The organism is Pseudomonas sp. MWU347 (assembly GCF_017947305.1).
Classification (GTDB): domain Bacteria; phylum Pseudomonadota; class Gammaproteobacteria; order Pseudomonadales; family Pseudomonadaceae; genus Aquipseudomonas; species Aquipseudomonas putida_A.
On record NZ_JAFGZB010000004.1, the window covers coordinates 81,274 to 94,418 of the forward strand.

At 59.5% G+C, this 13,145-nt stretch carries 12 protein-coding genes; 10 read left to right on the plus strand and 2 right to left on the minus strand.

What is annotated here, in order from left to right; genetic code table 11:
• The first annotated feature begins 7 nt into the window (after nt 1-7).
• The gene (locus KCG87_RS09605; protein WP_027611047.1) at nt 8-889 is read left to right on the plus strand and encodes a peptidoglycan DD-metalloendopeptidase family protein; all 882 of its coding nucleotides are present in this window, start codon (nt 8-10) and stop codon (nt 887-889) included.
• Nucleotides 890-994: 105 nt separating this feature from the next.
• The gene (gene rpoS, locus KCG87_RS09610) at nt 995-2,005 is read left to right on the plus strand and encodes an RNA polymerase sigma factor RpoS (RefSeq protein ID WP_007964304.1); all 1,011 of its coding nucleotides are present in this window, start codon (nt 995-997) and stop codon (nt 2,003-2,005) included.
• A 611-nt stretch (nt 2,006-2,616) separates the two neighbouring features.
• Here the strand turns inward: rpoS and fdxA are convergent.
• Nucleotides 2,617-2,940 carry a ferredoxin FdxA gene (gene fdxA / locus KCG87_RS09615; RefSeq protein ID WP_003222178.1) on the minus strand — a complete coding sequence of 108 codons (324 nt, stop codon included), beginning with the start codon at nt 2,938-2,940 and terminating at the stop codon, nt 2,617-2,619.
• A 163-nt stretch (nt 2,941-3,103) separates the two neighbouring features.
• Nucleotides 3,104-5,686, minus strand: coding sequence for a DNA mismatch repair protein MutS (gene mutS / locus KCG87_RS09620; RefSeq protein WP_027611048.1), 2,583 nt, complete (start codon nt 5,684-5,686; stop codon nt 3,104-3,106).
• A gap of 209 nt (nt 5,687-5,895) precedes the next feature.
• Between mutS and KCG87_RS09625 the strand changes: the two genes are divergently transcribed.
• The 8 genes from KCG87_RS09625 to KCG87_RS09660 all read left to right on the plus strand — a co-directional run bounded on the left by KCG87_RS09625 (nt 5,896) and on the right by KCG87_RS09660 (nt 13,143).
• On the plus strand, nt 5,896-6,630 hold the full coding sequence (locus tag KCG87_RS09625) for an XRE family transcriptional regulator (RefSeq protein WP_027611049.1): 735 nt from the start codon (nt 5,896-5,898) through the stop codon (nt 6,628-6,630).
• A gap of 526 nt (nt 6,631-7,156) precedes the next feature.
• A complete protein-coding gene (locus KCG87_RS09630) occupies nt 7,157-7,498 on the plus strand; it encodes a phage holin family protein (RefSeq protein ID WP_003222183.1) in 342 nt (113 codons plus the stop codon).
• A gap of 74 nt (nt 7,499-7,572) precedes the next feature.
• Nucleotides 7,573-8,094 (plus strand): hypothetical protein, encoded by a 522-nt coding sequence (locus KCG87_RS09635; protein ID WP_210558077.1) that lies wholly within the window; start codon nt 7,573-7,575, stop codon nt 8,092-8,094.
• A 3-nt stretch (nt 8,095-8,097) separates the two neighbouring features.
• Complete coding sequence (locus tag KCG87_RS09640) at nt 8,098-8,706, plus strand: phage baseplate assembly protein V (RefSeq protein WP_210558074.1); 609 nt, start codon at nt 8,098-8,100, stop codon at nt 8,704-8,706.
• A gap of 14 nt (nt 8,707-8,720) precedes the next feature.
• Complete coding sequence (locus tag KCG87_RS09645) at nt 8,721-9,053, plus strand: phage baseplate protein (RefSeq protein WP_003222189.1); 333 nt, start codon at nt 8,721-8,723, stop codon at nt 9,051-9,053.
• Entirely contained in the window at nt 9,050-10,045 is a 996-nt protein-coding gene (locus KCG87_RS09650) for a baseplate J/gp47 family protein (RefSeq protein ID WP_210558071.1), read from the plus strand. Before KCG87_RS09645 ends, KCG87_RS09650 begins: the two co-directional genes overlap by 4 nt.
• Nucleotides 10,042-10,677, plus strand: a complete 636-nt coding sequence (locus KCG87_RS09655; RefSeq protein WP_210558069.1) for a phage tail protein I — start codon at nt 10,042-10,044, stop codon at nt 10,675-10,677. Before KCG87_RS09650 ends, KCG87_RS09655 begins: the two co-directional genes overlap by 4 nt.
• Complete coding sequence (locus tag KCG87_RS09660; protein WP_246881721.1) at nt 10,678-13,143, plus strand: phage tail protein; 2,466 nt, start codon at nt 10,678-10,680, stop codon at nt 13,141-13,143.
• Nucleotides 13,144-13,145: the final 2 nt, after the last annotated feature.

Below are 13,145 nucleotides of genomic sequence, written 5' to 3' on the forward strand. Positions count from 1 at the left end.
GCGGCGGGTGAGTCTCACAGTCATTGCGCAGCGTATGGGTAACACGAGCTTTCAGCGCCTGGTGACTGGCCTTGTATTGAGCACCTTGCTGGTCGGTTGCTCCAGCACCAAATCGAGCAACGTGCGGGTGGTCGATCGCAACAGCGCGGCGGCCCAGCGTCCGGCCGTCACGACCGGACAGTATGTAGTCCGTCCGGGCGATACGCTGTTTTCCATCGCTTTTCGCTACGGCTGGGACTACAAAGCCCTCGCGGCCCGGAACAATATTCCTACGCCGTATACGATCCACCCGGGTCAGACAATTCGCTTTGACGGCCGCACCGGTTCAACACCGACAGCGGTGGTGAGCAACGGCAGTTCCGCGCCATCATCGTCGAGCAAAACCACGGTAATCCGGCGCCAGGCGAATGGCACGACGACCACCACCGTGACCGGCTCCGGAGCCGCTGCTGCGGGGGCTGCACCGTCCGTCGCGAACAAATCGGCTCCGGCTCCGATGCCTCCACCGGGCCCGGCCCCGACCGGCTGGGGATGGCCATCTAATGGCATTCTGATTGGAAAATTCTCTTCAAACGGTAGTTTGAATAAAGGAATTGATATCGCCGGAGATTTGGGACAGCCTGTTTTAGCTGCGTCTGATGGGACGGTGGTTTACGCCGGGAGTGGCTTAAGGGGCTACGGCGAATTAGTCATCATCAAACACAGCGAAACCTACGTCAGTGCCTACGGACATAACCGCAGGCTGTTGGTACGGGAGGGGCAGCAGGTCAAGGTCGGACAGACAATTGCCGAAATGGGGTCCACGGGTACAGACCGGGTGAAACTGCATTTTGAGATTCGCCGCCAAGGTAAACCTGTAGATCCGCTGCAGTTCCTGCCCAAACGTTGATTTGAGGCCAGCCTGTTCCGTCGCGTAGAGGGGACAGGCTCCAGCGCTGCCAAGGATAAAGGCGTCGCTTGAGCTTGGGGTCGAACTCACCAAAGGACTATAACAATGGCTCTCAGTAAAGAAGTGCCGGAGTTTGACATCGACGATGAGGTTCTCCTTATGGAGGCCGGCATCGATTCGGAATCTTCGATGTCGAATGATGAAGGGGCTGCTCCACCTTCCGTTCGTTCCAAATCCAGACAATCCGCTTCACTTAAACAACACAAGTACATCGACTACACTCGGGCACTCGATGCCACGCAGCTGTATCTCAACGAAATCGGCTTTTCACCACTGCTCTCCCCGGAGGAAGAAGTTCATTTTGCGCGTCTGTCGCAAAGTGGCGACCCTGCCGGGCGCAAGCGCATGATTGAAAGTAACCTGCGGCTGGTCGTGAAGATCGCCCGGCGTTACGTCAATCGGGGGCTGTCGCTGCTGGATCTGATCGAAGAGGGTAATCTCGGCCTGATCCGCGCAGTGGAAAAGTTCGATCCCGAGCGCGGCTTCCGCTTCTCGACCTACGCGACCTGGTGGATTCGTCAGACCATCGAGCGCGCGATCATGAATCAGACCCGGACGATCCGGTTGCCGATCCATGTGGTCAAGGAGCTCAACGTGTACCTGCGGGCGGCACGGGAGCTGACGCAAAAGCTCGATCACGAACCTTCACCTGAAGAAATCGCCAACCTGCTGGAAAAACCGGTGGGCGAGGTCAAGCGCATGCTCGGCCTGAACGAGCGGGTTTCTTCGGTCGACGTCTCGCTGGGTCCGGATTCGGATAAAACCCTGCTGGACACCCTGACGGATGACCGTCCGACCGATCCATGTGAACTGCTGCAGGATGACGACCTGTCGCAGAGCATCGATCAATGGCTCTCGGAACTGACCGACAAGCAGCGCGAGGTGGTCGTACGCCGCTTCGGCCTGCGCGGCCATGAGAGCAGCACGCTGGAAGACGTAGGCCTGGAGATCGGCCTGACCCGGGAACGGGTGCGGCAGATCCAGGTGGAAGGCCTCAAGCGCCTTCGCGAAATCCTCGAGAAGAATGGCCTGTCGAGCGAGTCGCTGTTTCAGTAAGCGCCTCACACGCCTGCCGCAAGAAGCCCCGACTGGTTCGGGGCTTTTTTATTGCTCGGATATTGGCTGATGACTGTCTGTGGCGAGGGAGCTTGCTCCCGCCGGGTTGCGCAGCAACCCTAAAGGTTCATGAGCGCTGCGCACTCAAGCGGGAGCAAGCTCCCTCGCCACAAAGTTCATTGCCGGACAAATGGTCAGCATTTCCATCGTTTGTAGTCTTGCGGTGTAAGCCTTGGCTTACTCTTTCGTAAGCGTTCCCCATTTTTGCAGGACGGTAGACGTCGACTACTGCCGAGAGTCGTATTTAACCAATTGATTTATATGCTTATTTTTTAATATGAAGTGCTTATTACAGCGATTTTCATCCCGCCGGGCCGATTGCTCTCGGCAGGGAACTCTCTAGTATCAGCACTGTGTCGACGGACAGACACGCCCTTCAGGGAAGAGGGGAACGGACATCGCAGGACGCGATTCATCAGGACGATGAAAAGGAATACAGGGAATAGGGAAAAATGTGGGCGGGTCATACCGCCCCTTTTTTTGCCTGTAGAAAAGTAAAATCCGAAAAAGCAAAAAGGCCCGCAAGGGGCCTTTTGGTAACGCGCGACAGATCAGCGTTCGAGGTCTTTGATCTTGCCTTTGACGCCATCCCACTCTTCGGCATCCGGCAGCGATTCTTTCTTCTCGGTGATGTTCGGCCAGATTTCAGCCAATTCAACGTTCAGTTGAATGAACTCCTGCATATCCTCCGGAACTTCGTCCTCAGAGAAAATCGCGACGGCCGGGCATTCCGGTTCGCACAGGGCGCAGTCGATGCACTCGTCCGGGTGAATCACCAGGAAGTTCGGGCCTTCGTAAAAGCAGTCCACCGGACAGACTTCTACGCAGTCGGTGTACTTGCACTTGATGCAGTTGTCGGTGACGACGAAGGTCATTTCTAATTTTCTCCTCAGGCGGCGGCAGCGTAGCCCCTTCACGGTTGGGGTCGCCAGGTTCGGGAGCGATGTCTGCCAGCCAGGCTATTAGCCAGCAGCATCCCAAACCGCGCGAGATTCTAACAGCTTGAAGCCGTTTGCGTTATATCCGGTTCTTTGCTGCTTAGATCCGGTTCTTAAGTGCATATAACAATTCGAGCGCTCGACGCGGGGTCAGGTCATCGAGATCCACTTTCGCCAACTCATCGAGCACTGGATGCGGCAGGCTGGCAAACATGTCGCTCTGCTGCGGGACCGCCGGTTTGCCTTTGACGGCAGGCTTGGGCGCTTCATGCGGCAATGCGGTGTCTTCCAGTCGGCTCAGGTGCTCGCGGGCGCGCACGATCACTTCACTCGGCACGCCCGCCAGTTGCGCCACCGCCAGGCCGTAGCTCTGGCTGGCAGGCCCCGGCAACACATGGTGCAGGAACACGATGCGCTCGTTGTGCTCGGTGGCGTTGAGGTGCACGTTAGCCACCAAAGGTTCGGCTTCCGGCAGCACAGTCAGTTCGAAATAGTGCGTAGCGAATAGAGTATAGGCACGCAGGTGCGCCAGACGCTCAGCCGCTGCCCATGCCAGCGACAGACCGTCGAAGGTGCTGGTGCCGCGTCCAACTTCGTCCATCAGCACCAGACTGCGCTCGGTGGCGTTGTGCAGGATGTTGGCGGTTTCGCTCATCTCGACCATGAAGGTCGAACGGCCACCGGCCAGGTCATCGCTGGAACCGATTCGGGTGAAGATCCGGTCCACCAGCGACAACTCGCAACTGGCCGCCGGCACGAAGCTGCCGATATGCGCCAGCAGCACGATCAATGCGGTTTGGCGCATGTAGGTGGATTTACCACCCATGTTCGGGCCGGTGATCACCAGCATCCGGGTGTTGTCATCCAGGCTCAGGTCATTGGCCACGAACGGCGTAGTCAGCACCTGCTCGACCACCGGGTGACGCCCTTGGGTGATGCGCATGCACGGCTCGCTGACGAAGCGCGGGCAGTTCAGGTCAAGGTTCAGCGCACGTTCGGCGAGGTTGCTCAGCACGTCCAGCTCGGCCAATGCGCCGGCAGTGTCCTGCAGCGGTGGCAACTGGCTGATCAGGTCTTCCAGCAGCGCCTCGTAGAGCATTTTCTCGCGAGCGAGGGCACGGCTCTTGGCCGAGAGCGCCTTGTCTTCGAATTCTTTCAACTCGGGCGTGATGAAACGCTCGGCGCCCTTGAGCGTCTGGCGACGGATGTAGTCTGCCGGAGCCGATTCCGCCTGCTTGCTCGGCAGTTCGATGAAGTAGCCGTGAATGCGGTTGTAGCCGACTTTCAGGTTGGCCAGACCGGTGCGGGCCTTTTCTCGGGCTTCCAGATCGATAAGGAACTGGCCGGCGTTTTCGCTCAGCGATTGCAACTCGTCGAGTTCGCTGTCGTAACCGGTTTTCAGCACGCCGCCGTCGCGGATCACCGCTGGCGGGTTGTCGATGATGGCTTTTTCCAGCAGCGCCGCCAGTTCCGGGTAGGTGCTGGTGGTGGTCGCCAGGCGTTGCAGGTGCGGCGCTTCGAGGTCGGTCATTGCCACTTGCAGTTGCGGCAAGGCACCGAGAGCATCGCGCAGGCGAGCGAGGTCACGGGGACGCGCATTGCGCAGGCCGATCCGCGCCAGAATCCGCTCGATGTCGCCGATTTCCTTGAGCTGCGGCTGCAGCTTTTCGAAGCGATAGCCGTCGAGCAAACAAGTGATCGAGGTCTGGCGCGCCAGCAGCACGGTCAGATCGCGCAGCGGACGGTTCAGCCAACGGGTCAGCAAACGGCTGCCCATGGCGGTCTGGCAGCGATCAACCACCGATTGCAGGGTGTTGTCGCGACCACCAGCCAGGTTAGTGTCGAGTTCGAGGTTGCGGCGGCTCGCGCCGTCGAGCACCACGGTGTCGTCCAGACGCTCATGGCGCAGGCTGCGCAGATGGGGCAGGGCGGTGCGCTGGGTTTCCTTGGCGTAGGCCAGCAGGCAACCGGCCGCGCCGATGGCCAGGGTCAGGGTTTCGCAACCGAAGCCTTTCAGGTCTTGTGTGGAAAACTGCTGGCAGAGACTTTTCAGCGCCGAATCACGCTCGAAATCCCACGGCGCGCGACGACGCACACCACGGCGTTTTTCCGCTGGCAGGTCTTTCGGCCAATCGTCCGGGATCAGCAGTTCCACCGGGTTGACTCGCTCCAGCTCCGCCAGCAGGTTTTCCCAGCCCTTGATCTCCAGCACCGTGAAGTTGCCGCTGGTGATGTCCAGCACCGCCAGACCGAACAGACGCTCGTCGCCGAGTACTGCGGCAATCAGGTTGTCGCGGCGTTCATCGAGCAGCGCTTCATCACTGACCGTGCCCGGTGTGATGATCCGTACCACCTGACGTTCTACCGGGCCCTTGCTGGTGGCCGGGTCGCCGACTTGCTCGCAGATCACTACCGACTCGCCGAGCTTGACCAGTTTCGCTAGGTAACCTTCCGCCGCGTGGTAAGGAATCCCGCACATCGGAATCGCTTGCCCCGCCGACTGGCCGCGTGCGGTCAGAGTGATGTCGAGCAACTTGGCCGCCTTCTTCGCGTCTTCATAGAAGATCTCGTAGAAGTCGCCCATGCGATAGAACATCAGCTGATCCGGGTGCTGGTTCTTCAGACGCCAGTACTGCTGCATCATCGGGGTGTGGGAGGACAGGTCGGAGACGGCTTTATTCATCGGATTGTCAGGTAACTCGTTAAATGATGTAGGGCAAAAGCGAGGGCAACCGCCGGGCTTTTCCGCGATGGGCGCAAGGTTACCATGGGCGGTCGGCTCGACGCAGGCATGACGGCCGGCTGACACTTTTTGCGTTTAATTGTGATTTATGCACGATTTATGCAAATCAGCATTTGTCTTCGGAAAAAACTTCAAGCACTATGCGCGTTATGCAAAAACGCAACGTATCCTCCGTCTTAAGAGCACTGCTCGACCAGCACGGGATCTCCCCCACGGAGCTCCACCGTCGCACCGGCGTGCCTCAATCAACGCTCTCGCGGATTCTCAGCGGGAAGATCGTCGATCCTTCGGATAAACATATCTCGAAGATCGCCGAATACTTCAATGTGAGCACCGATCAATTGCGTGGCCGCGCCGATGTCGCGATCGCGACCGGTGGCGCGCGCGATGACGTGCATGCGGAACTCAAGGACATAAGCCTGTGGGACGACGATACCCCTGTCGATGACGACGAGGTGTCGGTGCCCTTTCTTCGTGAGGTTGAATTGGCTGCTGGATCAGGAAGATTCGTCATCGAAGAGAGCGAACGCTCTAGCCTGCGCTTCGGCAAGCGCAGCCTGCGCCACAACGGTGTGCAGTTCGACCAGGCCAAATGCGTGACGGTGCGCGGTAACAGCATGATGCCGGTGTTGCGTGACGGCGCCACGGTCGGAGTCAATGCCGGCAAGTGCGGCATTGGCGATATCATCGATGGCGATCTGTACGCGATCAACCACAACGGTCAGTTGCGCGTGAAGCAGCTCTATCGTCTGCCGACCGGCATCCGTCTGCGCAGCTTCAACCGCGATGAACATCCGGACGAGGACTACAGCTTCCAGGATATGCAGGACGAGCAGATCGTCATCCTTGGTCACGTCTTCTGGTGGGGCATGTACGCTCGATAGGTACTCCCCTTCGCATAAAACCCGCCTCATGGCGGGTTTTTTTTCGCCTGAACAAAACCCTCGGCGCCTTGATTTATGCGGTCTGCATGCGTCCGTGCATTTCTCGTGCATAAATAAATGCATTTACGCATTGACTGTATATGCATCCATGCATATTCTTGCCACCAAGCCGCTCGACAAAGCGGCTGGCAACAACAGCTCTTTAGTTCCACAAGAACAGGCAGCGATGAACCGGCCTCAACGGTTCAGAGGGTTGGCAACTGACCCGGGTGTGCAGCGTAAAGCACCAAGAGCAGTTATCCGGCGGGCAGGGACCGCGGTCGGAAAAACAATTTGAATGGACTCGTACCGCGCCAGTAGCGCCGAAAAGTCAGCTTCCTTCTCGGATACAGGATTTGAAGGAAGGCGAAGGAGTGCATTACTGAAAAGCCCGGCCTCAGCGCCGGGCTTTTTGGAATGCCTACCTGAAGAGACATCGCTTGAACCCAACACACAACACTCATCAACTAGAACCAGGAGGCGTGACATGACAAACGAGCAACAAGCGTTGGCGGACATGCCGATCTGGCTGGTCATCCTCCTTGCGGTGGTGGGCGGGGTGTCCGGCGAAATGTGGCGCGCCGACAAGGAGGGCGCCCGTGGCTGGTCATTGCTGCGGCGTCTGGCCCTGCGCTCCGGGGCCTGCATGATCTGCGGCGTTTCGGCGATCATGCTGCTGTACGCCGCCGGACTATCCATCTGGGCCGCTGGTGCCTTCGGTTGCCTGACCGCCATGGCCGGTGCCGACGTGGCCATCGGTCTTTACGAACGCTGGGCCGCCAAGCGTATTGGCGTCTGCGAAGTTCCCCCGCCGCGCGATCCACAGTAACTCAACACTTTCTTGCCTCGCTGCACAACTCATGCGGCGGGGCTGCGCGTGGACATTTGAAAAGGAGGTCATGCATGCCCGTACCGATCCAGCAGCCTTCGCAGCTGTTCACGGCGATGGCGACAACCCTGCGCAACAGCGCCGGCCTGAATCTGCAGGTTGGCAATCACGACGACTTCACAACACCCGGTGCCCAGGCCTGGGCATTGATCGACTTTGATCGCAATGCACAGGGAGTGCGCTCCGCTGATGGGCGCATTGCTCATGTCATGACGGTGTCGCTGCAAGTCATTCCGGCACTCTCCGCCAGTGCCTTTGCCGCCTGCGATCTGATCGCCGTGCTGAAAAACCTGATCACCGACAACCGTTGGAGCCTGCCCGGCGCTCAATGTGATCTGCCGATGAACATTGATGGTTTGCCGTCAGTGCTCACACGCGCCGATCAGCAATACAAGGCTTGGACCCTGACTTTCACCCAGACCCTCTATCTCGCCCCGACCTTGCTCGACGACCCGCTCGGCACGCCGAAATTCGCCCGTACCTGGGAAGTCAGCGACATCGACGACCCCGACCAATACACCGCGCTGGAGGCCTGACCGATGTTCGACGCACTACTGCGCATACAACTGGGGCCGATTATCGAGCGGCTGGCCGAGATGGAAGCGGAAATCGACGACCTGCACCGCCGAGCCGAGAGTTTCTGTCGCATCGGCGTCTGTCAGGCAGTCGATGCCGCGAGCAACACCTGCCAAGTCAGCCACGGAGGATTGCTCACGCCGTCGATCAAGTTCTTCAACCCCAGCGCCGGAGCGCAGAGCGAGTCGCGGGTTCCAAGCGTGGGCGAGCAGTGCCTGCTATTCAACTACGGCAGCGGTGAAAGTGGCGCGCAAAGCGTGGCGTTGTTTGGTTTGAACAGTGACCGCTTTCCACCGACGGCAACGGTACCGACGCTGACGCGCCGGGTGCACGTTGATGGCAGTGAAAGCGGCTACGACGACGCCACACACATTCTGCACTGGCAGAACGGCCCGGCAGCTTTCACCGGTTCTCGCGAATCGCTTGCACTGAGCATCGGCCCGGCACAACTGACGATGACGCCACAGCTGATCAGCCTGCAACTGGGCGGCGTCGGCCTGAGCATCGACGCCTCGGGCGTGCACTTCAGCGGCCCGTTGGTGGATCACCAGGGCCGCGTCATCAGCCCCTGAATCAAGAGCTTCCCATGATCGGAATCGATAGAGACTCCGGGGCCACGGTCGACGACTGGCTGCAGTTTGTGCAGCGCGCGACCCGGGCCCTGACCACGCCGCTGGGCACCCGGCAAAAAAGGCCCCTTTATGGCTCGCTGATCCCCACGCTGCTGGGGCAGAACCTCGGTGACGACGTTCTGCTTCTGGCCCAGAGCCACGCGGCTCAGGCGTTCTACAACGCGCAGAACGGGATCAGCGATTTTCAGCCGAGCGTGATCGTCGCCAGCCGTCAGGGCGCCGGTCTGCTGCTGCGTTTCGCCGGCACCTGGAAAAACCGTCAACAGACATTCGAGGTCGTGACATGAGCATGTTGATCCCCGGCCAGAACCAATTGGCCGAACCGGCGCTGATCACTGTCGACGCCTTCGAAGACTTGCTTGCCGAGTTCAAGACCTTCGTTGTCGAATACGTCGGCACCCGGGCGCCGGACAGCGCGGCGAAACTCAAGACCAGCCTCGATAACGAAAGCGAATTGCTGACCCTCGCGCTGGAAGCTTTCTGCGTGCGCCTGCAAACCCACGAACGCAAATACAACGCCCGTATCAAGCAGATGCTGGCGTGGTGGGCGACCGGCAGCAACCTCGATGCACGGCTGGCGGACATGGGCCTTGAAAGGCAGTTGCTCGATGCGGGTGACCCTGCGGCATTCCCGCCGGTACCACCAATTTATGAAAGCGACGACGACGCCCGGCTGCGCTATTACCTGGCGCCGCATGCCCCGGCAGCGGGCTCGCGAATGCAGTATCGCCGCGAGGTATTCACCCTCGGTGAACGGCCAACGGTGAAGGTCGAATCCAGCGATGCTGGCGTGGTGAGTGTCACCTACACCTTCAACCCTGATGGCCTTGCGGCACAGGTCAAGGACGGCAACGGTCGGCGTACTGCGCCGGGCGAAGTGCAGGTCACGGTGTTGTCGCGAGACGGCGATGGCACTCCGTCTGCAGCGTTGCTGGATGGCGTTCGTCAGCACTTCGCCCGCCCTGATGTGCGACCGGAAACCGATCTGGTCACGGTCAAGGCAGCCGACATTCAGCGCTACAAGATTCGTGTCGTGGCCAAGATCAATTCCGGTCCCGATTCGGGCCTGACCAAAGTCGCCGCGCAACAGCAATTGCAGGCCTACGCCGACAGTTGCCATCGCCTGGAAGGACGGGTCGACCCGAGCTGGATCGACTACACGTTGCACAGTGCTGGCGCCGTGCAACTGCAGATTCTTGAACCGCTGGAGCCGATCATCACCAGCGCCTTCGAGGCGCCGTACTGCACGGCGGTCGAGGTCGAGGTGCTGACGTTATGAGTGAGCCAACGCATAGCCCGACGTTGCTGCCGGCCAACAGCTCGGCACTCGAGCGCGGGCTGGATCTGGGCTTCGGCGCACTGCTTGATCGCATCGCGCCGCCGTTCCCCGAACTGATGAACCCGAGCGAAACGCCGGTGGCGTTTCTGCCGTATCTGGCGGCGGATCGCGGCGTCGCCGAATGGAGCACCAGCGCGCCGGAAGCGGAGAAGCGCCTGACCGTCGAACTGGCCTGGCCCACCGCGCGGCAGGCCGGCACTCGCAAGGCGCTGGAGAACGCGGCCAAGGGTTTGCAACTGCGCCCCGAAGTACGCGCCTGGTACGAACAGACGCCGCCCGGTATGCCTTACAGCTTCTCCGTGCGCGCGTTCAGCGACCAACCCTACAGCGCAGAAATCGATGCCCGTCTCGACCGACGCCTGGCCGATGCCAAGAGCGAGCGAGACATTCTTTCGGTAACGGTTGGCTTGAGCGCATTCGGCAGCCATTGCATCGCCGCCGCGACTTTCTGCGGTGAGCTGACCACGGTTTATCCAGTGTTCATCGAAGGGCTCGAAACCTCTGGCGAGGCGTTCATGGCCGCCGCGATGTACACCGTCGAAACATCCACTATTTATCCTCAGGGGGCCTGAATGGCTGACTATTACACCCTGCTCACCAACGCAGGGATTGCCTACGAAACGGCGTGCAAGGCCGCGGGCACGCCGATCAAGTTGACGCAGATTTCCGTCGGCGACGGCGGCGGCTCGGTCTACAACCCGGCCGCAACCGCCACCGCGCTGAAACGCGAAGTCTGGCGCGGGCCGCTCAATGCGCTGTTCCAGGACGAGAGGAATCCGAGCTGGCTGCTCGCCGAAGTGACCATTCCGCCCGATGTTGGCGGCTGGTATGTGCGAGAGGCCGGGCTGTGGACTGACACCGGCATTCTCTACGCCATCGTCAAATATCCGGAGTCATTCAAACCGGTGCTGGCCTCGTCGGGCTCGGGCAAAGAGTTTTACATTCGTTCGATTTTCGAGACCAGCAATGCGTCCTTGGTGACGCTGTTGATCGACGACACGGTGGTCAAGGCCACACGTGCCTGGGTCATGAGTTACCTCGCCGAAGAACTCGGCAAACTCGATGGCAAGCAATCGGTGCGCGTCGCGGCATCCTCCAACATCGTGCTGAACGGTGCGCAGCAAATTGACGGTGTCGCCGTGATTGCCGGTGACCGCGTGCTGCTGGCGAACCAGACCCTGGCCAAGGACAACGGCCTGTGGATCGTCGCCAATGGCGACTGGGTGCGGGCGACTGATGCCAATACCAGCGCCAAGGTCACGCCAGGCCTGACGGTCATGGTGGAGGAGGGTACGGCCAACGGTGATTCGCTGTGGCACCTGACCACGAATGCGCCGATTACCCTTGGCACTACTGCGCTGACGTTCAAGATGTTGGCGGGGCGCACAGGGATTGCTGCCGGCACTTACAAGAGTCTGACCGTTGATGAGTATGGTCGGGCGACTGCCGGGGCCAATCCTGAAACGCTGGCCGGGTTCGGGATCAAGGATTCCTACACCAAGGCTGAAGTCGAAGCGTTGATTGCCAAGGCATCGGCGTTGCCTGTGGGTTCGATTGTCGCGTTTCCAGTTGACGCCCCGCCGCCGGGTTTTCTTGAGCTGGATAACAGCGTCAAGAGTAGTGCGACTTACCCGGACTTGAGCGCTTATCTGGGTGGCAAGTTCAACAAGGGGGATGAGGGGGTTGGGAACTTCCGTTTGCCTGAGGCGCGCGGGGAGTTTTTGCGCGGTTGGGATCATGGGCGAGGCGTAGACGCTGGCCGCGTGGTTGGCTCCACCCAAAAGGGGACGGTAACTACTTTTGACAGCAACCCGAATCCGAACCTCACGGTCGAGGTTGTGCAGGCATCGGTAGCGGCCGCGCAGGCCGATGTATTCATAGCCACCGATTACCCTGGGGTAGCCAGGACGTACACGACTTCGGGAGTTGTAACCTCATCGATACTGGCGGATGGCGGAGTTGTGAGGCCGCGCAACATCGCCGTCATGTGGTGCATCAAAGCCTGGAACGCCCCGATCAATCAGGGAACCATCGACGTCGCCGCATTGGCGAAGGAAGTCGAACGACTCAAATCCGCGGTTCCGGTGGGCGCCGTTCTGGCATTCCCGACGGGGATCGTCGCGCCGGGTTATCTGGAACTGGATGGCAGTGTTCAGAGCATTGCGACTTATCCGGATCTGGCGGATTTTCTCGGTACCACTTACAACAAGGGTAACGAGGGGGCGGGTAACTTCCGCTTGCCGGAGTCGCGCGGTGAGTTCCTGCGTGGTTGGGATCATGGCCGAGGAGTAGATGCAGGTCGCGCAGTTGGCAGCTATCAGAAAGGCTCACTGCTCTACGGTAACGACGACAATGGTGCTGAGGTTCATGGGCTCAATGGGATCAGTGCCAATCGAACTGGTCTGGGCTGGGACATTCCGGTGATGGCTGACTATTCCGGAGTCGGTGTTTACACGGCAAGCGGAGTGAATGTCCCAGGAACCTCCCTTTTTGCTCAGGCGCACTATGGTGTGACACGTCCGCGAAACCTGGCAGTGATGTGGTGCATCAAAGCCTGGAACGCGCCGGTCAATCAGGGAAGCATCGACATCGCACCGCTGACCGTTCTCGCGCAGCAAGCATCGGAAACCAATCAGGGTACGGCGAAGGTTGCCACCCAAACTCAAACGGTAGAAGGGACTGACGACTCTACAATTGTCACGCCCAAAAAATTGCGTCGAGGGTTTGCAATCAGCTTGGCTGTAAACGGTTATATCGCGTTGCCGAATTGGCTCGGTGGTTTGATCATTCAGTGGGGGCAAGTGAAAGGGGCTACTTACAGCAGCGTGAATAACTTTCTCGCTACACCGGTAACATGGCCCATCGCATTTCCAAATGGTGTATTTGCCACGACAACCGGTATCGCGACCGGAATTACGGCGAATACATTTACTAATACATCACTTGAAAACAGAACTAACGTTGGCGCTCTCTGGATGTATGCGTGCGGTGTAACAGGTAATACCCCCGTGCTTTCATACATCGCAATAGGAAATTGATC

Excerpts from the sequence above, each read along its gene's own strand:
- KCG87_RS09645 (WP_003222189.1), top strand. The coding sequence starts at position 8,721 with ATGATCGGAATCGATAGAGACTCCGGGGCCACGGTCGACGACTGGCTG.
- KCG87_RS09640 (WP_210558074.1), top strand. The coding sequence starts at position 8,098 with ATGTTCGACGCACTACTGCGCATACAACTGGGGCCGATTATCGAGCGG.
- mutS (WP_027611048.1), bottom strand. The coding sequence starts at position 5,686 with ATGAATAAAGCCGTCTCCGACCTGTCCTCCCACACCCCGATGATGCAG.
- KCG87_RS09625 (WP_027611049.1), top strand. The coding sequence starts at position 5,896 with ATGCAAAAACGCAACGTATCCTCCGTCTTAAGAGCACTGCTCGACCAG.
- KCG87_RS09630 (WP_003222183.1), top strand. The coding sequence starts at position 7,157 with ATGACAAACGAGCAACAAGCGTTGGCGGACATGCCGATCTGGCTGGTC.
- rpoS (WP_007964304.1), top strand. The coding sequence starts at position 995 with ATGGCTCTCAGTAAAGAAGTGCCGGAGTTTGACATCGACGATGAGGTT.
- KCG87_RS09650 (WP_210558071.1), top strand. The coding sequence starts at position 9,050 with ATGAGCATGTTGATCCCCGGCCAGAACCAATTGGCCGAACCGGCGCTG.
- KCG87_RS09655 (WP_210558069.1), top strand. The coding sequence starts at position 10,042 with ATGAGTGAGCCAACGCATAGCCCGACGTTGCTGCCGGCCAACAGCTCG.
- KCG87_RS09635 (WP_210558077.1), top strand. The coding sequence starts at position 7,573 with ATGCCCGTACCGATCCAGCAGCCTTCGCAGCTGTTCACGGCGATGGCG.
- KCG87_RS09660 (WP_246881721.1), top strand. The coding sequence starts at position 10,678 with ATGGCTGACTATTACACCCTGCTCACCAACGCAGGGATTGCCTACGAA.
- fdxA (WP_003222178.1), bottom strand. The coding sequence starts at position 2,940 with ATGACCTTCGTCGTCACCGACAACTGCATCAAGTGCAAGTACACCGAC.